The organism is Aquisalinus flavus (assembly GCF_014640095.1).
Lineage (GTDB): Bacteria > Pseudomonadota > Alphaproteobacteria > Caulobacterales > Parvularculaceae > Aquisalinus > Aquisalinus flavus.
The window spans coordinates 2,061,450-2,083,960 of sequence record NZ_BMGH01000001.1; the positions used below are offsets into that span (position 1 = coordinate 2,061,450).

Annotated in this window: 22 protein-coding genes and 3 pseudogenes; 16 read left to right on the forward strand and 9 right to left on the reverse strand. The window is 60.1% G+C overall.

The genetic code is table 11. The annotated features are described in order from the left end of the window. Position 1: 1 nt before the first annotated feature. Together IEV88_RS09460 and IEV88_RS09465 are read right to left on the reverse strand one after the other, a co-directional pair. On the reverse strand, positions 2-1,474 hold the full coding sequence (locus IEV88_RS09460) for a DUF1593 domain-containing protein (protein WP_206711217.1): 1,473 nt from the start codon (positions 1,472-1,474) through the stop codon (positions 2-4). 93 nt (positions 1,475-1,567) lie between these two features. Further along, positions 1,568-2,461, reverse strand: a complete 894-nt coding sequence (locus tag IEV88_RS09465) for a helix-turn-helix domain-containing protein (RefSeq protein ID WP_188158678.1) — start codon at positions 2,459-2,461, stop codon at positions 1,568-1,570. 693 nt (positions 2,462-3,154) lie between these two features. Between IEV88_RS09465 and IEV88_RS09470 the strand changes: the two genes are divergently transcribed. The 3 genes from IEV88_RS09470 (at position 3,155) to IEV88_RS09480 (ending at position 5,279) form a co-directional block, all read left to right on the forward strand. Next, a complete protein-coding gene (locus IEV88_RS09470; protein WP_188158677.1) occupies positions 3,155-3,394 on the forward strand; it encodes a hypothetical protein in 240 nt (79 codons plus the stop codon). 311 nt (positions 3,395-3,705) lie between these two features. Beyond that, entirely contained in the window at positions 3,706-4,083 is a 378-nt protein-coding gene (locus IEV88_RS09475) for a BlaI/MecI/CopY family transcriptional regulator (RefSeq protein ID WP_188158676.1), read from the forward strand. Then, positions 4,080-5,279, forward strand: a complete 1,200-nt coding sequence (locus tag IEV88_RS09480) for a M56 family metallopeptidase (RefSeq protein ID WP_188158675.1) — start codon at positions 4,080-4,082, stop codon at positions 5,277-5,279. Before IEV88_RS09475 ends, IEV88_RS09480 begins: the two co-directional genes overlap by 4 nt. 84 nt (positions 5,280-5,363) lie before the next feature. On the opposite strand, the gene IEV88_RS09485 is transcribed toward IEV88_RS09480, so the two are convergent. Then, positions 5,364-5,687: a DUF1476 domain-containing protein gene (locus IEV88_RS09485; RefSeq protein WP_188158674.1), complete on the reverse strand. Its 324-nt coding sequence runs from the start codon at positions 5,685-5,687 to the stop codon at positions 5,364-5,366. A gap of 256 nt (positions 5,688-5,943) precedes the next feature. Here IEV88_RS09485 and purC point away from each other — a divergent pair, with 256 nt between their 5' ends. Continuing rightward, positions 5,944-6,726 carry a phosphoribosylaminoimidazolesuccinocarboxamide synthase gene (gene purC / locus IEV88_RS09490; RefSeq protein ID WP_188158673.1) on the forward strand — a complete coding sequence of 261 codons (783 nt, stop codon included), beginning with the start codon at positions 5,944-5,946 and terminating at the stop codon, positions 6,724-6,726. Positions 6,727-6,763: 37 nt separating this feature from the next. Beyond that, complete coding sequence (locus tag IEV88_RS09495; RefSeq protein WP_188158672.1) at positions 6,764-7,558, forward strand: abortive infection family protein; 795 nt, start codon at positions 6,764-6,766, stop codon at positions 7,556-7,558. Position 7,559: 1 nt separating this feature from the next. On the opposite strand, the gene IEV88_RS09500 is transcribed toward IEV88_RS09495, so the two are convergent. Both IEV88_RS09500 and IEV88_RS09505 read right to left on the reverse strand, forming a co-directional pair. After that, positions 7,560-8,018: an ABA4-like family protein gene (locus tag IEV88_RS09500; RefSeq protein ID WP_206711216.1), complete on the reverse strand. Its 459-nt coding sequence runs from the start codon at positions 8,016-8,018 to the stop codon at positions 7,560-7,562. A gap of 31 nt (positions 8,019-8,049) precedes the next feature. After that, positions 8,050-8,952, reverse strand: a complete 903-nt coding sequence (locus IEV88_RS09505) for a hypothetical protein (protein WP_188158671.1) — start codon at positions 8,950-8,952, stop codon at positions 8,050-8,052. Positions 8,953-9,126: 174 nt separating this feature from the next. On the opposite strand from IEV88_RS09505, the gene purS reads away from it, so the two are divergent. From purS to IEV88_RS09535, 6 genes are all read left to right on the forward strand, one after another. Beyond that, positions 9,127-9,369, forward strand: a complete 243-nt coding sequence (gene purS / locus IEV88_RS09510; RefSeq protein WP_188158670.1) for a phosphoribosylformylglycinamidine synthase subunit PurS — start codon at positions 9,127-9,129, stop codon at positions 9,367-9,369. A gap of 114 nt (positions 9,370-9,483) precedes the next feature. Further along, positions 9,484-10,488: an oxidoreductase gene (locus IEV88_RS09515; protein ID WP_188158669.1), complete on the forward strand. Its 1,005-nt coding sequence runs from the start codon at positions 9,484-9,486 to the stop codon at positions 10,486-10,488. A 38-nt stretch (positions 10,489-10,526) separates the two neighbouring features. Beyond that, positions 10,527-11,189, forward strand: coding sequence for a phosphoribosylformylglycinamidine synthase subunit PurQ (purQ, locus tag IEV88_RS09520; protein ID WP_188158668.1), 663 nt, complete (start codon positions 10,527-10,529; stop codon positions 11,187-11,189). 14 nt (positions 11,190-11,203) lie between these two features. Next, on the forward strand, positions 11,204-12,412 hold the full coding sequence (locus tag IEV88_RS09525; RefSeq protein ID WP_188158667.1) for an AAA family ATPase: 1,209 nt from the start codon (positions 11,204-11,206) through the stop codon (positions 12,410-12,412). After that, positions 12,412-13,017 carry a DUF4276 family protein gene (locus tag IEV88_RS09530; protein ID WP_188158666.1) on the forward strand — a complete coding sequence of 202 codons (606 nt, stop codon included), beginning with the start codon at positions 12,412-12,414 and terminating at the stop codon, positions 13,015-13,017. Before IEV88_RS09525 ends, IEV88_RS09530 begins: the two co-directional genes overlap by 1 nt. Before the next feature lie 20 nt (positions 13,018-13,037). Next, on the forward strand, positions 13,038-13,499 hold the full coding sequence (locus IEV88_RS09535; RefSeq protein WP_188158665.1) for a nuclear transport factor 2 family protein: 462 nt from the start codon (positions 13,038-13,040) through the stop codon (positions 13,497-13,499). An 8-nt stretch (positions 13,500-13,507) separates the two neighbouring features. Here the strand turns inward: IEV88_RS09535 and IEV88_RS09540 are convergent, their stop codons facing one another. Further along, positions 13,508-13,804, reverse strand: coding sequence for an ArsR/SmtB family transcription factor (locus tag IEV88_RS09540; protein ID WP_229731446.1), 297 nt, complete (start codon positions 13,802-13,804; stop codon positions 13,508-13,510). Between the two features lie 164 nt (positions 13,805-13,968). On the opposite strand from IEV88_RS09540, the gene IEV88_RS09545 reads away from it, so the two are divergent. The 5 genes and pseudogenes from IEV88_RS09545 to IEV88_RS09565 all read left to right on the forward strand — a co-directional run bounded on the left by IEV88_RS09545 (position 13,969) and on the right by IEV88_RS09565 (position 19,969). Next, the gene (locus IEV88_RS09545; RefSeq protein ID WP_188158663.1) at positions 13,969-14,712 is read left to right on the forward strand and encodes an SDR family NAD(P)-dependent oxidoreductase; all 744 of its coding nucleotides are present in this window, start codon (positions 13,969-13,971) and stop codon (positions 14,710-14,712) included. Positions 14,713-14,900: 188 nt separating this feature from the next. Then, positions 14,901-16,199: pseudogene (gene purL / locus IEV88_RS15415) on the forward strand (phosphoribosylformylglycinamidine synthase subunit PurL); the annotation flags it as partial. A gap of 132 nt (positions 16,200-16,331) precedes the next feature. Next, positions 16,332-17,282, forward strand: a pseudogene (locus tag IEV88_RS15420) (AIR synthase related protein); the annotation flags it as partial. A 216-nt stretch (positions 17,283-17,498) separates the two neighbouring features. Continuing rightward, a pseudogene (locus tag IEV88_RS15425) lies at positions 17,499-17,636 on the forward strand (BolA/IbaG family iron-sulfur metabolism protein); the annotation flags it as partial. A 290-nt stretch (positions 17,637-17,926) separates the two neighbouring features. Beyond that, positions 17,927-19,969 (forward strand): amidohydrolase family protein, encoded by a 2,043-nt coding sequence (locus IEV88_RS09565; RefSeq protein ID WP_188158662.1) that lies wholly within the window; start codon positions 17,927-17,929, stop codon positions 19,967-19,969. Here the strand turns inward: IEV88_RS09565 and IEV88_RS09570 are convergent. The 3 genes from IEV88_RS09570 to IEV88_RS09580 all read right to left on the reverse strand — a co-directional run bounded on the left by IEV88_RS09570 (position 19,956) and on the right by IEV88_RS09580 (position 22,504). After that, entirely contained in the window at positions 19,956-20,555 is a 600-nt protein-coding gene (locus IEV88_RS09570) for a DUF1989 domain-containing protein (RefSeq protein ID WP_188158661.1), read from the reverse strand. The genes IEV88_RS09565 and IEV88_RS09570 overlap by 14 nt on opposite strands. Then, complete coding sequence (gntA, locus tag IEV88_RS09575) at positions 20,548-21,234, reverse strand: guanitoxin biosynthesis heme-dependent pre-guanitoxin N-hydroxylase GntA (RefSeq protein ID WP_188158660.1); 687 nt, start codon at positions 21,232-21,234, stop codon at positions 20,548-20,550. Before gntA ends, IEV88_RS09570 begins: the two co-directional genes overlap by 8 nt. Positions 21,235-21,316: 82 nt before the next feature. Further along, the gene (locus IEV88_RS09580; protein ID WP_188158659.1) at positions 21,317-22,504 is read right to left on the reverse strand and encodes a hypothetical protein; all 1,188 of its coding nucleotides are present in this window, start codon (positions 22,502-22,504) and stop codon (positions 21,317-21,319) included. Positions 22,505-22,511 lie beyond the last annotated feature (7 nt).

A 22,511-nucleotide genomic window follows, 5' to 3' on the forward strand; every position in this document is an offset into this window, starting at 1 on the left:
GCTACGGCTCGATCGTCACGATCACCCGTTCATAGCGCGACAGCGGCGGTTCGCCCTTGTCGGTCACGCGCACGATGAAATGCGCCGTCTCGGTCTTCTCGACCTGCGGCATTCGCACGCCAACATCGTAGTCGTTGACAGCATGACCGAGCTCGACGGGCTCATCCAGCGTCCCGGCTTCCGGATACTCGAACCAGTGATAGCTGAGGCTGTCGCCATCCGGATCGCTCGTGCCGAACGCATTCAACGATACCCAGCCACCTGACTTGACGGTGAGCCGGTTGTCATGGGCCAGCACGACCTCGGGTGGATGATTGGCTTCCTCGTAATCCATCACCGTCCAGTCCATGCGGGCGGCAAAGTCGAGCTGGAAGTCGTTTTTCCAGCGCAGCAGGGTCATGTCGTTGCCGGTATAGGTTTCTTCACCCGGTCCGATGGCACGGCCGCCTGATTTTGGCTCCCATGGCGTGTAGGTATCCTGTGTATCGGTCCAGATCGGACGCGGTTCCGGCTCCAGCGGCACGCCGCCCGGGCCGGTAGTCCCGTCACCGGCCCCGATTTCCTCCGCACCCGGCGTATAGAGTTCGTACCGGCCGCCCCAGCCGCCCCAGTCAGGATGGTCCGGCGTGTTCAGCCCGTTGGGGATCAGCGACAGGAACGCAGGCGTGTCACCCTCCATCCCCCAGACGGTGTCCGGATAATGGGCTCCGAGCGGCCCGTGATCCTGCTGGATATTCTCTGCCAGCCACTGGTTCGTGCCGTAGATATCGAAATCCTTTTTCGGCCCGTTGATCGCGACCCATGTCGAGCGTCCATAATCGCCGGGGCTGACGATGTAAAACAGGTCAGGAAACTCGCGGCGCAGCCAGATGCCGCTGTCGTCCTGGTCGGAGATCGTATAGACGCGCAGCTTGCTGATCATTTCCGCTGCCTCTCCGGCGCCGCGCGTCTCGCGGATCGTGTGCAGGGCCTGGGCCAGCGTGTTGGCCCCGCCCCAGACGGAAATCCAGAGCGGGCGATCGTCATCCTTTTCCAGTTCACGGATGATCACGTTTGAGCCTTCAGTGTCTTGCCCCTCGCCGACGCTTTCCATGCCGTATCCCGGCTGCCCGTCCAGGACCAGCGACAGCAAGTGCCGTTCCGTCGGATAGCCAGGGGCGTGCTGCTTCAACGTGTCATGGACCTCGCCATATTTATTGATCGTCCGCTCGATCGAGTCCGGCCGGATATCGGATTTGCGCCAGACCGATGTCGTCGCGACCAAGGCCCTGATATCGATCTCGTTGGCATAGAGCAGGAGCCGGATAAGAGACTGCGTATCGTCCGGGTCGGCCTCCATGTCGGTCAGCACGATGACACGGTGCTGTTCCCTCGCCGTTTCCGCTGCCATTAGCGGGGCAGCCGGTACGGCCGCTGATATGCCCGTCACCAGCAGCAGACCACTGGCAAAAGCCTTGAGATATCGTTTTCCCATTCCTCGTTCCTCGCGTTTAATCGTTTGCTGTCGCCATACTAGCGCGACGTTGCTCTGAATTCTTCCGTCAGAGCCGTCGGAATTGCCGGGATTCTAGGATCGAGAAGGCCCACGCGTCGCAGTAACCGAACCGCCATTTTGCTTGCGATACGCTCGGGGACTGACGCCGGAAAGCTGGTGAAACGCTTCATTGAACCGGCTGATGGAATTGAAGCCCGAGGCGAGCGCTATGTCGGTGATGCTCAAATCCGTGGTGATCAGCAGGCGCTGAGCATGACTGACCCTGAAATGCGTCAGGTAACGCACCAGCGTAGCCCCGAACGCCTTCTGGAACAGCGTCATCGCATAATTGGGATGAAGCCCGACATGATCGGCGACATCCTGCACTGTCAGTGCATCGCCATAGTGCTGGGCGATGAAGCATGCCATCGCCTCGACCTTGTTCATGCCGCCATCCGGCAAGCCGGACAGGTATATCCGACCTGCACCGGTCGAAACACCGAGCGCGAGCCGTGCCAGCCGGCTGCGCATTTCCAGCAGCACTGTCTCGTGCAGTTCCGATATCTCTCCGCCAAGGTCGACGACCCATCGCTCCATCTGCAACAGGTCAAGCGGTGCTGATTGCGCATTGGGCTCGACGAATACTTCCCCTTTCAGAAGGCCTTGCACGAAATCCTCTCTCAGTCGCCATGACAGGAAATCGGGCAGGGGAATCGTGGCTACCAGATACGCGCAATCATCTGTATAGTGAGTTATCTGGTGCGGGATGGACGCCCAGAACGCACAAAGCCTCCCCGCTTCGGCGATAAACTTGCGCCCGCCGATCAGGTAGCTGACGCTGCCGGAGGTGAGGAAATTGACCTCGATCTCGTTATGATGATCGGGCCTCGTCATCACGCTGGGCTGCCAGCGCACGCAGGTCAGCCCGTAAGGCGCGAAACTCTGCCGGGCGGGATCGAAGGAGTGCGGCTTTGCGGTATCAGACATTTTCATCGGTGGGCGACGGGATCACTGTTAGGCAAGCATACCGATTTTATCGCAATCTGCCCATACATCCTTCCATAAACTTATCCCCGCCGTCCGAAAGGCAAGTATAACTTCCCCCAGGCCGGATGAGGATCCGGCGGAGGCGCCGACCGCAAAGTGTGACCTGCACGGAGCATCGGCGTATCAGGTTTCTGCCGGCAGTTGAGGGTGTGTACAGCTTTGCACCGTCCGGCGGAACGGCGTCCCGGGGTAGCCCCCGGGCGGGAGAGCTATGCACTTTGGCCCCGCATCGAACGCCGCCGTGTGTAGCGAGAGCTATGCCAGTCATTATTATTTTACTTGAGGCAATGGCCGCTACACACGGACCCCCTCAGATCAAAGCGCTCGCACTCTCAAAAGTGGCGGCAATATCGATGCTTGCCCTTCGGGGGCGTTGCGCAGCCACCTCAGGGTGAGGAGGAAAAGGCCTCATCCTGAGGTGCTCCGAAGGAGCCACGAAGGACGAGGCGAGATTTGAAAAAGAAGAGTCTCGCCAAGTGCCTGTAAGGCACATTGTGCCTTACAGGCATGGCTGCCCATTGTCTTACCGGCGTTTCGCTGTCAAGGCCGCGGGCTAAGGCCGCGCCGCGAAGCGGGTGCCGCCTTGACAGCGAAATGCCGGCACGACACCCGCCGCTACCCAAAGGAAACCCCATGCCCCGCAAATCACACTCCAAGGCACACGCCTCCAGCCCCCTTCCCGCATCCGTCCGCTTGCGGATCAAACGCGACCGCCTCGCCCTCAGGCGCGACCTCTTCCGCTTCCATCACGAGAAGATCGACACCACCCTCGCCGCAGCCGACCGCGACATCGCCCGCCGCCGCCAGGAACAACGCGACGACCGCATCAACGAGATCCTGCGCAAGCATGGCCGCCCTGAAAGGCCGGATTGAACTCGCTATCAGAGCTGCCCTTCCCCCGAACGGGGGAGCCTGACTGCTTGAAAACACTTACACTTTCGCCCTGAGCCCCTGTTCGGGGCGTTGATTGAGGTGCCTTCGAAAGTGTACCATGAACAACAATGCCAACCGCAATGTGTGCAACTAGGCAGTAGCCGCCAAAGCCATCGCTCCACTGCCGGCCGCCCCTCCTGCGACCACCGCAGAAAGCCGGCAGCAAAAGAAAAGGCGCAGCGTGACCACCACGCTGCGCCTTTTCGGTTTTGGGGTTGACTTCATGTGACATGTGTCACACCGTGTGACGCATGTCACAAGACCTGAAACCGAGCAATACAGAACTCATTGTTCTCAAAGCCCTGTGGAGGCATGGCCCCCTGCCCATGCGGGCCCTTCACGAAGCTTGTGCCAGCCAACTGGACTGGTCCCTGTCCTCGTCGCGTACGACTGTGCAGCGGATGATCGACAAGGGGCTGCTGACGATGGAGCGCAGGGAGGGTGTCGCCCACTTTATTCCCGCCGTGGAGAAAGCGCGTACATTGGCAAGACTGACCCAGGATTTTCTTGCCCGCGTGCTGGAGCTGGACCGGCCGGTTTCGATGTCAGCCTTCACCGGCAGTCAGATCCTCGATGAGGAAGAACTGGAGCGGGTCAGAAAGCTGCTCGAAGAGGATTCCGAATCATGAGCGATGTCATACTGACAGCCATTGCCCTGATGACTGTCTGGGCCACCCTCATCTGGCTTCTTGCCCGTCTTCTGCCTCAGAAATATTCCTGTTGGCCGCGCATCTGGCTGTGCCTGATCGTGGCCTGCCTGACGCCTGTTCCACTTGCTCTCACCTTGCCGGATGGAACGATAGCAACGATCACCGCAGGGATGAACCTGCCGGTTGCCACTGTATTCCTTGAACGGATCGATTCCAGACGCACTGGCGCTCAATGGCTGTTGGCTAGCCTGCTCACGATTTACATCGCGGTCGCCGCGATCATCCTCGCACGGCTGTTGCTGGCCCATGCCCGCTATTGGCAGGTTGCAGACCGCCACCGCCAGCCCGTGATAGAGACAACCGAACCTGTTCCCCCGGTCGCAACACCGTGGCCGTTGCGCGCCATCATCCTGCCGGCAGGCTTTGACGACTCACAGCGTAACTTCCTGCTTGCCCATGAGCGGCGCCACCTTGTCCGCTTTGATCCGGAGATGACGCTCGTACTGGAGGTGATCTGCGCCGCGCTGTGGATCAATCTTCCGCTCAGAGCGTTGGTGCGCCGCTGGCGCCTGTCGGCCGAACTCGCCGTCGATGCCGATATCCTCGCACAGAGTACACCGCAGCAACGCAAGGAGTATGCGGAACTGCTGGTCAACCAGTTGTCGCGTATCCGCGGACGGGCAGTGCCATGCCCGTCCGCGGCTCTCACCTTGAGCGAAGAAAGGAGTGCCAAAATGAGAGTAATGAATATTCTAGACCGAGCCCCGAGGGCTCGCAAACCCGCCCTCGGACTGATCGTGGCGGCGAGCCTGACCCTGTCAGCGACCGGAACAGCCCTTGCGACTGTGATAACCGGAGCAGGGGCTACGGCAGACCTCGACCCAAAATACCTGATGCCGGTCGGAAACCTCAATATTAGCTACCCGCCGGACTGCATCACAGCCGACCTCGACTATCCCCTGGAGGAAAAAGTCGTCGTCTCCATCGACATCAGGACCGATGGCAGTGTCAGCGATGCGAGGATCGTGCGGTCGTCCATCCCCTGCATGAACCCGACCGTGCTTGATTTCGTGGGTCAGTTCGAATTCCTGCCCCTCGACAACGGAACTGACGACATGCGCAGCGACTATGTTTTCGCGGTCGAACTCGACCTTGACGGATATCCCGCCCCCTAAACCCTGCCGCGCACAAGAAAACAGCCTCCGCATGTCCATACGGAGGCTGTTTGCGGTTCCGTTCCCCCGCGAGGGCAGAAGCCATTACTCTCCCTTGCGGACCTGCTCCTTGGCGATCGGCATCAGGCTGGCCATTTGCTGGCGGATTTCCTCATCGGTGACCTTGGTGGACGCCTTGTCGAGATCGGCGCGGACCTTGCGGAACACGTCTTCCTCGCCCGGCTCGTCGAGATCGGCCAGCACCACGCTCTTGGCGTATTCGGCCGCATCGGCGGCGTTCATGCCGAGCTTTTCCGCCGCCCACAGGCCGAGCAGCTTGTTGCGCCGCGCCTCGACCTTGAACTGCACGTCTGCATTGTGCTTGTACTCCTGCTCGAAACGGTCTTCGCGGTCTTCGAACGTGCTCATGGGCCTCACCTCTGCTGGAAATGGTTGTAACCCCTGATCTATGCCGTCTTGCCCGCCGTTTCAAACCCCTTGTGCGGGGATTCGACAGGATCGCCGGTCGGCAACGAACCCTTTGCGCTGCCCGCGCCCGCGTGCTAACGCAAGTCTCTGCCCCTACGGGACTGATTCCACCGGTGCAGAGTGTCAGTTTTATACGATCCGCCAGCCATCAAGAGCGCGATAGACCGCCGCCGGCTGGCCCTGAAGGAGCACCGCCATGGCGCGTCGCAAGCAGATTTACGAAGGCAAGGCCAAGATCCTGTATGAAGGCCCCGAGCCGGGCACGATGATCCAGTATTTCAAGGACGACGCCACCGCCGGCAACGGCGCCAAGCATGCCATCATCGACGGCAAGGGCGTGCTCAACAACCGCATTTCCGAATTCGTCATGGTCGGGCTGGAGCAGATCGGCATCCCGACCCACTTCATCCGCCGCCTCAACATGCGCGAGCAGCTGATCCGCCAGGTCGAGATCGTGCCGCTGGAAGTGATCGTGCGCAATGTCGCCGCCGGGTCGCTGGCCAAGCGCTATGGCCTCAAGGATGGCGAGCAACTGCCCCGCTCCATCGTCGAGTTCTGCCTGAAGAGCGACGAGCTGGGCGACCCGCCCGTCTCCGAGGACATGATCACCGCCTTCAACTGGGCGAGCCCGCAGGAGATGGACGACATCATGGCCTATGCCCTCAGGATCAACGATTTCCTGTGCGGCATGTTTGCCGGTGTCGGCATCCGCCTCGTCGACTTCAAGGTCGAGTTCGGCCGCCAGTATGAAGGCGACATGGTGCGCATCGTGCTCGCCGACGAGATCTCGCCCGACAGCTGCCGCCTGTGGGACGCCGCGACCGGCGAGAGCATGGACAAGGACCGCTTCCGCAAGGATCTCGGCGGCCTGACCGACGCCTATCGCGAAGTCGCCCGCCGCCTCGGCATCATCCGCGACAATGAGGAAACCTCGGACACGATGGGCCCGGTGCTGGTGTCGAACAACGACGAGGATTGATAAAGTAATCAAAACTTTTTCAAAACAGGCATCGTAAATGGATGCATTTTTTGACAGCTTAGAAAATCGCTATTCTGTAGATTTGCCTACGGACAAATTAGAGCGTGCAATGTTTTTGCGCAACGGCCTAGTCGCTCTGTGTGAAGGTAGCGGCAAAATGAACAATCAGCATTACAGCTTGTTGCGTCGTGAGTTTATGGCTGACGCTTCGTTAGTGTCGCTATTGCCCCAGTTTGTTCGAGCCTCTCAAGACACCGACTCCGTATGGTCTTTCCTAAAAGATTACAATCCTCAATGGGAACCAAGAAGAAAATTTGTACGCTCAGAGTTTCATAACTTAATTGACGCTCTTGAACGCAAAAAACCTTTTGCTGAGGAAGTTATTACGGACACCCTGTCAGCTTATAGCGCCGAAGAAGTTAAGGCGGCATGGGGAAAAGCATTAGAACGCCGCGACACAGACCCCTCAGGAGCCGTCACATCAGCTCGTGCGCTTTTGGAAAGCGTTTGCAAACACATACTTGAAGACGAGTCTGGAAAGTTGGGTTACAGCCCCAACGACGACCTTCCAAAGTTATACAAACTTGCTTCAGAGCGACTCAATATTGCCCCTTCACAGCACACAGAGGACGCATTCAAACGAATACTTGGTGGTGCCGCTTCTATTGTTGAAAGCCTTAGTACTCTAAGGAATAGAATGGGAGATGCCCATGGACAGGGGAGAAAACCGGTCAGACCTGCCCCCAGGCATGCAGCATTGGCAGTCAATATGGCGGGTAGCATGGCGTTATTTCTTATAGAAACCGCTGCCAGTCAGACCACGAACGATTGATTTATCCCTCCTCCAGCCCCAGCCCGCCCTTGCCGCTGGCGGCGCGGACGATGATGTAGGTCAGCAACCCGACAGGGCCGAACATCAGCGTCAGGATCAGGCACGGGATGACGGCCCAGTGCATCACCCCGCGGCGGGCCGCGTCGCGCACGATCCACGCGCCGACAAAAAGGTCGAAGGCGAGGTAGTGCGTCCAGCCGACCAGCACGCCCATCGGATGGGCGAACAGCGCCATCACGCCCTGGAGCGAGCCCATCGAGCCGTCCGGATTGTTCTGCCCGCCCACCAGCGCCCAGCCGAGCCACAAGACATAGAGCCCGGCAAAGACGAGGATCAGGATCGAGGAATGGACCAGCCATTTCGTGCCCTTCCACCCCGGCGCGACCATCAGCAACAGCCAGCCCGGCAGCACACCCAGATTGATCAGCCGGAACGCCAGCTCATACTGCTCCATCGTCATGATGTGTCCCTCTCGCGCTTGTCCCCGCCGGTCACGGGGCTGATATGAACCGCTCTGCAAAGGCCTCGACACCGGCCATGTCCTCGAAGCCGAAAATATAGGCGGTTTCCGCGACGTCGGAGAAATCGAACCCGCCGGCCCGCACCGCAGGATTATCATAGCCGGCTTTCTCGTTATTGGCATCGGCAATCCGCTGCGCCTCGGCCCAGGTCGCGCCGACAGTCTCGTCGGCCAGCATGCGCGGCCACAGCGCCCCGTTTTCGGTGCGAAAGCCGGGGCTGCCATTGCCGGCGGCATTGCCGTCCGGGATGCGTATATAGTCCGTGTGCTCCCTGACCCAGGCAAGCGCATCGGCGCGGGTCTGGCTCTCGTTCCAGCTGGAATGCTGGACCAGGTGAACGCGCTGCGCGAAGTCCAGATCCGGGGCGATGTCCTGCGCGGCGCGGATCGTCAGTGCCGTCAGGTCGGACTGCCCGGCCTCGGCGATCCAGACATCGCCGCCGGCCTGCAGGCGCTCGACGATCAGGCCGGCCAGCTCCGCCGCCGCGTCCTCGTGGCGGTCATGGGCTTCGAGCCAGTGATCGCCGAAGGCGAGGGTGAACAGCTCGGGTGCGGGAATATAGAGACCGCCCTGCCGGCCATAGGCCCCGGCAACGGCGAGATGGTCGACACAGGCAAAGGCCTCGTCGGCCAGCACGGTGGAAACGGCGGCGATGGCGTGCAGATCGTCGACATCGGGCCTCGCATCGAACTGCGCGATGAACAGGTCCGCGCCAGTGTCGAAGCGCCCGATCATCCCGGCGTCGCACGCGGCGTCATCGACCGTCGCGGCTGTTGTCTCATCCGCGGGCAGCTCGCCCGAACACGCGGCGAGAAGGCCGGACACAATCAGGCAGGCCGTCGCGGCCGGCCGCTTGAACAGGAACAAAGCCATGAACACTCCTCCATTTCTGGTCTCCCTCCTGCCTATCATTGCCCGTGCTGCTTCACAATTGCAGGCTTTCACCGGCAAGGGCCTTGCCCCTAGGCATGCCGGGAAACATCCGCTAAGACGCGAGGCAACCTGTCATTCACTCACGACACTCACTCAAAACATCAAGGCCCGGCCATGAAAGCGAAAGTCCACATTACCCTCAAGAACGGCGTTCTCGACCCCCAGGGCAAGGCCATCGCCAGTGCGCTGCACGGGCTCGGCTTCGACGGCGTCGGCGAGGTCCGTCAGGGCAAGGTGATCGAGCTGCAGGTCAACGAGACCGATGAGGCCAGGGCCCGCGAACAGGTCGAGGCGATGTGCAAGAAGCTGCTCGCCAATCCGGTGATGGAAAACTATACGATCGAACTGAGCGCTTAGCGCCCCTCTCCCGGCCAGCCACCCCTTGCAACCAGTCGACTCTGGAAATCTGCCGGCCGGATAGCCATGTAAAAAACCGGACGATATTCATCGAGCGGGATCGACGAGGGAGACATGGCACCACCACGCAGGCAATTCACCGGCAAGGGCCCCAATGGCGACGATTGGGGCAAATATGGCTGGACGCCTGGCTGCCTGCCCGACCAGAACGGCAAGGTCTTTGTCATCACCGGCGGCAATAGCGGTATCGGGCTTGAGACGGCCCGCATGCTGGGCCGGCGCTGCGCGACCGTCGTGCTGCTGTGCCGCTCCCTGAACCGGGCCAATGAGGCGATCGAGGATCTGCGCCGCACCTCGCCCGCAAACTGCGATTATTCCGCCATCGAATGCGACCTCGCCGACCTGTCGAGCGTTGCCAGCGCGGCGGAGAAAGTGCGCAGCGAGCATGACCGCATCGACGCGCTGATCAACAATGCCGGCATCATGCTGGTGCCGGCGCGAACCCTGACCAGGGACGGGTTCGAGATGCATTTCGGCACCAACCATCTCGGCCATTTCGCCCTGTCGCCGCAGCTGAGCGCGTTGGTCGAGGCCAGCGGCGGGCGCTTCGTCACGGTTTCCTCGCAAGCCGCCAATGGCATGAAAAACTTTGACTTCGACGATCCCCATGCCGAGAACCGCTATTCGTCCATCCTCGCCTATGCCCAGTCGAAGCTGGCGAACCTGCTGTTCGCGGTCGACCTGCAACGCCGCCTGGAAATCGCCGGCTGCAAGGCGACGTCCCATGCCTGCCACCCGGGCATTGCCGACACCAATATCGCCGTCACCGGGCCGTCCCAGCTGGCACGCTTTGCCATGATGCCGGTGATGACCCTGTTCGCCCAGACCGCCGCGCGCGGCGCGATCCCGACCGTGCTCGCCGCCGCGGCCGCAGAGGCTGAACCGATCGGTCCGGCACGGGGCTATTACGGACCGACCGGCTTCCAGAGCATGGGCGGGCGGGTCGACCGCGCGGAAATAAAGCGGCAGGCACTGGACGAGGAGGCCGGGCGTCGGCTATGGGCCATGTCGGAAGCCATGACCGGCGTGTCCTGGCCGATATTCACGTCCGCTGCTTAAAAGTGCCTTCGGGCACCACCGCCTGAAAGACCTGCCCCATGAAGACCGCCGTCATCGTTTTTCCCGCTTCCAATTGCGACCGCGACGCCGCTACCGCGCTGGAACAGGCAACCGGCACCGCGCCGCACATGGTCTGGCATGGCGAAACGGAAGTCCCCGATGCCGATTTCATCGTCCTGCCCGGCGGCTTTTCCTATGGCGATTATCTGCGTTCCGGCGCCATGGCGGCGCGCTCGCCGATCATGGCTGATATCATCAGGAAGGCGGAGGCCGGCGTGCCCCTGCTCGGCGTGTGCAACGGCTTCCAGGTGCTGACCGAGGCGCAATTGCTGCCGGGCGCCCTGATGCGCAATGCCGGGCTCGATTTCGTGTGTGGCATGCAGACGCTTCAGGTCGTCAATGACGACACGAAATTCACCGGCGGTCTCAAGGGCAGGTCCTATGTCGATTTCCCCGTCGCCCATCATGACGGCAATTACGAAGCCGACGAGGAAACCCTCGACCGGCTCGAAGGCGAGGGCCGCGTCGTGTTCCGCTATGTCGCCAATCCCAACGGCTCGGCCCGCAACATTGCCGGCATCGTCAACGAAAAAGGCAATGTGCTCGGCATGATGCCCCATCCGGAACGGGTGATCAGCCCGATCCTCGGCGGCACCGACGGCGCTGCCTTCTTCAAGGGCATCATCGAGGCACTTAATTAGGTAGGAGATATCTAATGAGAATAAAGCAGATTACCGTCAAAAATTACAAGGCATTACAGGATGTCACGCTTAAGGATATCCCCGGGTTCGCCGTAATACTGGGAGCCAACGGTACCGGAAAATCAACTTTAGTAGGGGTTTTTGACTTTTTAAAAGACTGCCTCAAAGATAATGTAAGAAGTGCACTACAAAAAAGAGGAGGATTTCGAGAAGTCGTTTCACGCGGTCATGAAAACGAACTTATTAAAATTGAACTTAAGGTTCAGCTCGATTTAATAAGCAAATCTAGAACAGTCACTTATTCAATCGAAATAGGAACCAAGGAAAACCAACCAAACAGACCGGTTGTTAAACGAGAAATCTTGGCCTATCGACGTGGGGAATATGGGATACCATTTCATTTTATCGACTTCAGAGAGGGCGCAGGTGAAGCAGCTCCCGAAACATTAGCAAATTTTGATAATGTAACAGATGATACGGGCATAGTTCGCGAATCCCAGAGCTTGGATTCCCCTGACATTTTAGCTATCAAAGGCCTTGGACAATTCAAAAAATTTGAAGCAGCTAGTCAACTTCGGGATTTAATCGAAAATTGGTCTGTGAGCGATTTTCATATCACAGAAGCTAGAAACACGCCTGAACATGGATACGCCGAACATTTGAGCTCTTCTGGCGACAACCTCCCGCTCGTTACTCAGTATTTGCAAGAACACCATCCGAAAATTTTTGCAAACATTATTGAGAAGATGTCGAAAAGGGTCCCCGGTGTAAGCGAAGTATTGTCGGAAACGATGGATGACGGACGAACAATTTTGCGTTTCAAAGATGGTTCTTTCGATACTCCTTTCATCGCAAAAGCAGTTTCCGACGGCACTATCAAAATGTTCGCTTATTTGGTGCTTTTGCATGATCCTGAGCCTCACCCTTTATTGTGCGTTGAAGAGCCTGAAAATCAGTTGCATCCGAGTCTTTTACAAGTACTGGCGGAAGAATTTAGCTCATATGCTGAGCGTCGAAAGGGAGAAGGCCAAGTTTTTGTGACCACTCACTCTCCCGATTTCTTGAATGCCGTCCCTCTTGATGCAATTTATTGGTTCGAGAAAGAGAACGGATATTCAACTGTTAAAAAAGCGGCTGATGACGAGCAGCTTGTTGCTCTCTACAAGGAAGGGGATTTGCCAGGAGCTCTGTGGCGTCAAGGCCTCTTCGCTGAGGTTGGGTGATGAGTTATCCAGAAGTTGTCGTCCTCACCGAGGAACCTTCTATTAAAGAGGTCATCCTTAAAATATGGGGAAAGGTTCCCGACAGTTCAGAAGTGAGCTTAAAATGTATCGTCCATGAAGGCGCTTCAGACCTTGAAAGATCCATTCCTCGGAAGCTGAAAGGTTGGCAAAATCCGCATGCTAGGTTTCTTATTTTACGAGATAACGACACCGCGGACTGCATGGTTCGAAAAAACAAAATTCTCGCTCTATGTGAGGCAGCAAACAAGCATGAGCACTGTAAGGTCAGGATTGTGTGCCAAGAGTTAGAAAGCTGGTTTCTAGGAGACTTGAAGGCTGTTGAGGACGCTAACCTTGCTGACAAAGCTATTTCACACAAACAGCGACACATGCCGTATCGCGAGCCGGATACTATTCAGTCTCCAATTCCAAAACTCGATGCGTTGTTGAAGAAAGAGATTATTGTTAGTAATCAAAAGATTACTATTGCAAGAACAATTGCCCCTCACATTGACGTCGAACGGAATTTGTCGCCAAGTTTTCAGAATACCTTCTCAGCTTTGTGCAGACTAGCCGGGGAATCACTACAATCGTTTTCCGCCTAAATTTCGAGGGAGGACCCGCCATGTTTCGTCTAGCCGCCATTCTAGGACTGATCGCCATTCTCACAGCCTGCAACGGGCAGGACAGCGACGCTTCCGGCCTCAGCGAGGAAGATCACCGCGCCCTGCTTGGCCAGCGCGAAACGGTCTGGCTCGCCTCCTATGGCGATGCCGACGCGACGCGCATGGAGGATATCCTCGCCGACGGGTTTACCATTACCTTTCCCAATGGCCGCCGCGACACGCGCGAGGACCTGATCAACGGCATGAACATGGAAGGGCGCGAAGCCGGCGAGGTTTCTCATTATACGGAAGGGCGCACGATCACCATCAATGGCGACACGGCGATCCTGTCCGGCACCTTCGTCAGCCCCGGCCGGGGCCAGCGCGCCGATGTGCGCATGCTCTATACCGAAACCTGGATCTGGCGCGATGGCGAGTGGAAAGTGCTCGCCTCACAGCTGGCTACCGCCCCGCAGGGATAACCGGGAGGTTATTCCGGTGCCGCCAGCACCGCGTCCAGCAGACCGGGGAAGCGGGCATCGAGATCGTCCCGGCGCAGGCAGTTCATGTACTGACGGCCTTCCTTGCGCGAGCGGATCACCCCTGACTCCCGCAAGATGCGCAAATGATGCGACTGGGTGCTTTTGGGCACGTCGTCGCCTTCAAGGATCGCACCACAGCACGCCTCGCTGCCGCATTGCAGGGAGCGCACGATCTGCAGGCGCACCGGGTCGCCAAGCGCATACAGCACCGCCGGCAGCGTCAGGTCTTCGGTTCTCGGGTGCATCATCGTGCTCATGTCAGAAAATATGGTGCAATCATCAGAAAATTTCAACTGTTCGAATATCTTGAACTATTGAAATGTCTCCCCACTTGCCTGTCAGCTTCGATGACGGAGCCGCCCTATCCCGGGCCGCCCGTCAGGGGCACCCGACAACAGGAGAGACCCGAATGTCCCATACACTCAAAGACAAGAATGCCCTCGTCACCGGCGGCACGCGCGGTATCGGCGCAGCCATCGTCCGGCGCTATGCCGCCGACGGCGCCAATGTCGCTTTTACCTATCACTCGTCCAAGGACAAGGCCGATGCGCTCGCCAGCGAAATCGAGGCGCTCGGCGTCACCGCCCTGCCGATCAGGGCCGATGCCGGTAACCCGGAGGAAGCTGCCAATGCCGTTGCCATCGCCGTGGAGGCCCTCGGCCCGCTCGACATCCTCGTCCACAATGCCGGGATTGCAGAAATCGGCCCGATCGGGGAGGCCGATACGGGTCTGTTGCGGAAGGTCTTTGCCGTCAATGTCGACGGCGTTTACGCCGCAACTCATGCCGCTGTGCCCCATCTGGGCGACAATGGCCGTATCATCATCATCGGCTCGGTCAATGGCGAGCAGGCAATGATGCCAGGCTTTGCCATTTATGCCGCCTCGAAACACGCCGTGGCGGGCCTTGCCAAAGGCTGGGCCCGTGACCTCGCAGGGCGGGGCATCCTCGTCAATGTCATCCAGCCGGGGCCGGTCGATACCGACATGAACCCTGCGGACGGCGACATCGCCGCGCGGATGACGCCGCTGCTGCCGCTCGGACGCTATGCAAAACCCGAGGAAATCGCCGGTCTGGCCGCGTTCCTCGCCGGACCTGATGCCAGCTACATCACCGGCGCGACGATCAATATCGACGGAGGGCTGACAGCCTAGTCTCCAGCCCCTCTACCCGGGGGTCACCCGTATGGGCTGCCCCTCCGCCGACCGCCGGGCCCTGTCCGACCTGCCCACCACCATCCCCTAGCCCAAGGGGACCGGACAGGGCCCGGCATTTTACCCATTGCCCTCCCCCGACCATTGGAGGGCTTGCAAAAACGGGCGGACATGTCATGACAGCGCCCATGACAGAACACACCGCCATTACCCCCGAGATCGTCAAGGAACACGGCCTGTCCCCGGACGAGTATGAGCTGATCAAGACCCGCATGGGCCGCGAGCCGAACCTGCTCGAGCTCGGCATTTTCTCGGTCATGTGGTCGGAGCACTGTTCCTACAAATCCTCCCGCCGCCACCTGTCGAAACTGCCGACGAAAGCCGACTGGGTGATTTGCGGGCCGGGCGAGAATGCCGGCGTCATCGATGCGGGCGACGAGCACGCCATCATCTTCAAGATGGAAAGCCACAACCACCCGTCCTTCATCGAGCCCTATCAGGGCGCGGCGACCGGGGTCGGCGGCATCATGCGCGATGTCTTCACCATGGGCGCGCGGCCGATCGCCAACATGAATGCGCTGCGCTTCGGCGCGGCGGATCATGCCCGGACCCGCCACCTCGTCTCCGGCGTCGTTGCCGGCATTGGCGGCTATGGCAATTGCATGGGCGTGCCGACCATCGGTGGCGAGACCAATTTCGACGCCGGCTATAATGGCAATATCCTCGTCAACGCCATGTGCGTCGGCCTCGCAGATAAAGACAAGATCTTCTATTCCGCCGCCCGCGGCGCCGGGAACCCCGTGGTCTATGTCGGCTCCAAGACAGGCCGCGACGGCATCCATGGCGCGACCATGGCCTCGGCCGAATTCGACGATGCCTCCGAGGAGAAGCGCCCGACCGTCCAGGTCGGCGATCCGTTCACGGAGAAACTGCTGCTCGAAGCCTGCCTTGAACTGATGGCCGAGGACGCGATCATCGCGATCCAGGACATGGGCGCTGCGGGCCTCACCTCCTCCTCCGTCGAGATGGCGGCCAAGGGCGGCGGCGGGTTCGACATGGACCTCGACAAGGTGCCCCAGCGCGAGGAAGGCATGACAGCCTATGAAATGATGCTGTCGGAAAGCCAGGAACGCATGCTGATGGTGCTGAAGCCGGAAGCCGAGACACAAGCCCGCAAGATCTTCGAGAAATGGGGTCTCGACTTCGCCGTCATCGGCGTGACCACCGACTCGGGCCATCTGCGCATCTCCCACAAGGGCGAATTGCAGGCCGATATTCCTGTCCCGCCGCTCGCTGACGACGCCCCGAACTATGACCGCCCGCACCAGGCAGGCCCGAAGCCTGCTCCCCTCGCCGATCCGCAGGTCACGATCCGCGAGGCGCTCGTCACCCTGAGCGCGAAGAAGCCGCTCGAGGAAATGGCCGCCATTGCCGACGCGCTGGTCGACGACAGGATTTGCGCCATGTCGGGCGTCGAGGCTGCCGGCTGGACCGTTATCGACAACACCGCCATGCTTTATGTGCGCCTGAAGCCGGACGCCAGCGAGGATGAAGTCAGTGAACTGAAGACCGCTGCGGCGAACCTCGCCGAAACCGGCATGGTCGACAGCGCCGAGACCGACGTCACCGAGAACAAGGTATCTCTCGCCAACCAGCCCGGCGGCGATTCCATGCTGACCGCGCTCGCCAGCCTGATGGCCGGGCCGGATCTGTGCTCGCGCCGCTGGATATGGACGCAATATGATCACACCGTGATGGGCGACACGGTCATCGCGCCGGGCGGCGATGCCGGTGTCGTGCGCATTCACGGCACGAACAAGGCCATCGCCATCACCACGGACGTGACCCCGCGCTATTGCAAGGCCGACCCGTTCGAGGGCGGCAAGCAGGCCGTCGCCGAGACCTATCGCAACCTCTCCGCCGTCGGCGCCGAGCCCAAGGCGATCACCAACTGCCTCAATTTCGGCAATCCGGAAAAGCCGGAAATCATGGCGCAATTCGTCGGCTGTATCGAAGGCATGGCAGCGGCCTGCGAGGCGCTGTCCTATCCGGTCATCTCCGGCAATGTCTCGCTGTATAACGAGACCAACGGCATCGCCATCCCGCCGACCCCGGCGATTGGCGGCGTCGGCATCATCGATCATGTTCAGCACACGGCGCGCATGGACACGGCGCTCGCCGGAAACGCGCTGATCGCGCTCGGCGTGACCCGCGGCTGGCTTGGCCAGTCGCTCTATATGCGCGACCTGTTCGGCTCGACCGAGGGCGCACCGCCGCCGGTCGACCTGAAGGCCGAGCGCATGGCGGGCGAGTTCATCCGCAAGATCATCCGGGAGACGCGGGTCACCGCCGTGCATGACGTCGCCGATGGCGGCATCCTCGTCGCCGCTGCTGAAATGGCGCTCGGCGCCGGTGAGGGCCTGGCTTTGACGACGCCGGTCAAGGACCGCAAGGCGGCATACTGGTTCGGCGAGGACCAGAGCCGCTATCTCGTTTCCATCGCGCCGGAGGAAGCAGACACTCTCGTGCTCAAGGCTTCCATGGCCGGCATCCAGGCGACCCGCCTCGGCATCTTCGGCGGCGAGGACATCATCCTCGACGGCGGCGACACGCTGAGCCTGATAGACCTTGCCGATTTGCACGAGAACACGCTGCCGGAGCTGATGGCAGTACCGCATACGGAGGAAAATACCATGCCCATGGCCGCCGACGATATCACCAGGCTGATCAAGGAAGCCCTGCCCGACGCCGATGTCGAGATCGAGGATCTCGCCGGCGATGGCGATCATTACAAGGCCCGCATCGCCTCATCCGCCTTTGAAGGCAAGTCCCGCGTCGCCCAGCACCAGCTTGTCTACAAGGCGCTGAAAGGCCGGATGGGCGGCGAGCTCCACGCCCTCGCGCTGGAGACCGTGGCGAAGTAGGCTCGGACGCCAATTGAACGTTCAAGCCCTCTGGCCCGTTAGTCGTCTTTGTGACCTATCGACAGACCAGAGGACGCTGACGACGAGAACGCGCTGATGTGGCGCGGCTGGGCGCTGGCGCATCAGATCAACAAGCCGGAGAATGTCGACACCATCCCGAAGGGAAGCCGGATCAGGGAGGATTGAGGCACACCCAAACACGGCTCCAGGCCGGAACGCCCGGTACGCTAAACCATGGCGCAGCACACGGCACCATGCCATAGTGTTGGAAACGCACCGGAGGGAACATCATGCGCTTCATCAAGACCACCCTTGCCGCCACCCTGCTGGCATCTGTCTCGCTGACAGGACTTGCAGCGGCCGAAAGCGAAACCTGGACCGTCATCTATGGCGGCAATGTCGTTGGCGACATGGTGGTGGAGACCGATGACGGTCGCTCCTTCACCGTCGATTACGAATACCGCAATAATGGCCGTGGCCCGACCATGCTGGAAGAAATCCGCATCGACGAGGACAATGGCCTGCCGGTCATGTGGAAGATCGACGGCAACACCACTTTCGGCAACACGGTCAAGGAGCGCTTTTCCGTTGCCGATGGCATCGTGTCGTGGACCGATTCAACCGGCTCCAGCGAGGTCACCTTGGGCGACCTTGACGGCCCGACGATCTATGTCGCGCAGGAAGGCAGCCCGTTTGCCCTGTGGATTTATGCCAATGCGCTGATGCAGGACGAGGATATGTCCATGCCGGCCCTGCCCGGCGGCACGCTGCGGCTGGAGGAACTGCAGACGGTCACGGTCAATGAGGACGACGTCAACGACAAGGACGTGACCGCCTATGCACTGATGGGCACCGATCTGGACCCGACCTATTTCCTGATGGATGACGACGAATTCTTCGGCGTGTTCACACCGGACTTCCTGATCATCCGCGAGGGCTATGAGCAGAACCTGGAAATGCTGAACGCGCTTGCCACCGACCTTTCCGCGCAACGTTATGCCGATATCCAGGCCCGGGTTGCGCATGATTATGGAAAACCCGTCCGCATCGAGAATGTGCACCTGTTCGAGCCGGAGGCGATGGCGCTAACCGGGCTGATGGATGTCGTCGTCGAAGGCGACACGATCACCGGCGTCTATACTGCCGCGACTGAGTTCGATGATGATGCCGTTGTCATTGACGGGGCCGGTGGCACGCTGATGGCCGGTATCTGGGACATGCATGGCCATGTTGGCCAGGAGCAGGCGCTGCTGAACATCGCCGCAGGTGTCACCGCGATCCGCGACATGGGCAACAATAATGAAGTCCTCGCCGACCTTATTGCCAAGATCGAGGCCGGCACTATCGCAGGGCCGCGCATCGTGCGCTCAGGCTTCATCGAGGGCAAAAGCGAGTTCAACGCCAATAACGGCATTCTCGTCAGCAATCAGGAGGAAGCCGTCGCCGCTGTCGACACCTATGCGGATATGGGCTTCTGGCAGATCAAGATCTACAACTCGATGAATGGCGATTGGGTACCGGCGATGGTCGAGCGCGCCCATGAGCGGGGCCTGCGCGTGTCCGGGCACGTGCCCGCCTTTTCCAACGCCAACGAGATGATCGAGGCCGGGTATGACGAGATGACCCATATCAACCAGATCATGCTCGGCTTCGTGCTGGAGGAAGGCGAGGACACCCGTACGCTGTTGCGCCTGACCGCGCTGAAGCGGCTGGAGGATCTCGATCTCGCCTCACCGGAAGTTCAGCACACGATCGAAATGATGGCGGAGCGCGACGTCGCGATCGACCCGACGCTGGCCATCCACGAAGCCCTGCTGCTGGGGCGCAATGGCGAAACCCGGATCGGCACGGTCGATTATATCGACCACATGCCGGTCGGCATCCAGCGCAGCGCCAAGGTCGCCTGGTCGGACATTGCCAGCGAGGCAGACAACATCGCCTATCGCGCCGCCTATGACAGGATCATCGGCATGATTTCAATGATGCGCGAGGCCGGCATCTTCATCGTCTTCGGGACCGATATGGGCGGTGCCTTCAACCAGCATCGCGAGATGGAAATCTACGAGCAGGCCGGGTTCACCAAGGGCGAGATCCTGCGCCGGGCGACCTATGACATGGCTGTCTACATGGACCGGCTCGACGAGCTCGGCTCGATCGAGGAAGGCAAGCGCGCCGATTTTTTCCTGATGCCGGGCAACCCGCTGGAAGACCTGAAGGCGATCAAGACCATCTCCATGGTCATGTCCGATGGCACGGTCTACTTCCCGACGGAAATATATGAAGAAATCGGCATCAAGCCGTTCACGGACATTCCGGCGGTCAGCCAGCCGTAACCTGAAAGTCGATCGGCTTGTAGCTGAAATTGTTGGATTCACCGGCAGAACACGCGGTCATGCCGATGATGAGGTCCATTTCGGCCCGGAACACGATTTGCTGCCCCGCCTTGCTCAAGGGGGGCAGCACTTTGATCGCGCTGGTGCCGGGATCGACCGCGACATGCATGAAGACGTTGAAGGCGATGGGAATGCGATCGCCGGAAATGCCATAGGGCGCGAGCGCCTCCTCGAGATTTCCCTGGCACCCGCGATGGGGCTCCTCGTCGCCATAGATGATCCGGAACGTGTCCTTCGAACACGGGGTGAGCGTGAAATCATGCCGCCCGACCTCGTCGGCGATGATCGTCAGCATGGGCCTCGAGCGGTTGGAATAGAGAATATCATCGGTCGTCAGCAGCATCCGCGCGGCATAGTCCAGCGACCGCCCCGACGAGATATGCTCCTCCGTGTCGTGGGCGCTATAGGCGACAAGGTCCGAAACCTGCCGGCCCTCCGGGTCGATGACGGTGAGAAGGTCACCGTGCTTCAAGGTGAAGGCCGTGCCGGATCGTGGCGGGATGCGCTCTGTGATCGTATCAGTCATGGTTCTCCAGGGTCTTTTCCGGCTCCTGCACGGCGAGCGGGCATTGCCAGTCATCGCCGACCATGCGCCCGCTATATTGCCGCGCTTCGGAGCCATAGCCGAAATCATTCAGCATGGGGTTGATATCGCCCTCCAGCCGGATATCGCGCTCGCGGATGATATCCTTCATCTTGTCGAAGCGGCCATCGGCGCGCAGGGCCTCGAACTGTTCATGGGAATTGAATACGAGAATAGGACGGGAGAACCGCCGCGCCTCCCGCGAGGAATGCGGATGCAGCCCGACGACGAAATAGGCCTGTCCGTCAATGCTGAGGGAAAAATGCGGCGAGGACGCATCGGAATCGACCCCCTCGGTCCACTCATGGCCCGTCGCCGCGTCGATATTGTGCAGGGCCTGCAGCCGGTTCCAGAGAGCCTTTTCGAAGTCCTGCTCGGTCAGATCGGTAGGGCCTGAAAAGGCCGCAACGAAGCTCTGCACGAAGGGAGCGTCATTATCGAGCGTCTTGCCGAATGCGGTCAGTGCCTTGTAGAGCGGCAGATCATCGCGGGCCTCATCGATATGCTCGCCGGCAAAGAAGTCGATCGTGCCACGGGCCAGGGCCGCCTTGGCACCGACGCAGGGGAACTCATCGGATCGGATAAAGTCGTCAAACTCTTTGCGCAGCGTCTCTGCCTGCATGGTGGTACTCTCACGGGTGGGTGTTGAACCAGACCCGATTAACAAGTCCGGAGGGAAAGAGGTTCCCGGCAATGCCGTCGGCTTAATTCATGTTAAAATACAGTACCGGTCGTAATTCTTTCTCACGCGCCTGGCTCGACCGGAACGTCGCCGAAATCGCGCCCTGGGCCTCGATCGCCAGACCGGACGTCTTGCCATCGATCAATCTCTGCAGCACAGGCGGCGAGACCGGGATCAGCGTAACGGCTCCCTTCTGCGGGACCGGCGGAACATCGATCATCATCTGGCCGTTTATGACAGGGGGCGTCTGACCCATGACGGCATTCCAGGTGATCGACCCGCGCTGCCAGCCGTCAGGCAACGCAAAGACTTCCTTGACCCGAAGCTCGCCGAACTCTTCCAGATCCGTCGATGCCTTATATACGCTGTCCGTATACAGTGCGAGGACGCCCCATTGCTGGGCGGTCTTGCCAGCGTAGTCAGACAGGTCGAAGGTCAGCAGGCTGGTCTGGGACCCGCTGACCGAAAGCAGCGGTTCACTCGCCTTCCCTTCCCGGCGCCAGTCATTGACCGCGACCCATGGCCAAGCGCTGTCGATGATCGCATCCTGCGCGACCGGAACCTGTTGAGCAAATGCGTCAAGCGCCGGCGTTGCCGGACGGTACGGAATCGGGCTGCCCTTGTCCGGTTCGGCCATGGCGGGATCGACGACCGCGACCCGGAACCAGTCAATCTCGACCTGATACTCTTCCCGGCCCCAGTCCATCAACGCTATCTGGGTATAGACGCGATCACCCGGGCGGGCGTCGAAACCGGTCGTGGTGAAGCTGATCTCGTGCCAGTCCGTGTCGGGGATGTCGTATTCCATCAGATGCGAATGGAAATCTGTCGTACGGGAATGATTGGCATGTAGGTTGACCCGCCGCGGCGCGTGGCTGAGCCGAATGCGCGCCTCGATTCGCAGCTCGCGATCCGGCCGCGCCAGTTCCCCGGAATCGATATGATCCGACACCCCGCGCTTGATCAGCGCCCACCAGATATTGCGTCTGTCGGCGCGCGCATCGACAGTGACCAGTCCCGAACCCTCCTGCGCAACCATGTCCATCACTGCCGCGCCATCTCCGGTCATCCACAACCAGCCAGCCTCGGCGGTTTCGTCCCTGACGACAGGCGTGTCGAACCCGTCGATGAACTGGGCGCGAACGCTCATCGGCCATGGCGCCGTGAGCACGAGGCACAGCCACGATATGAGAAAGTTTTTTCCGACCATTCAACCG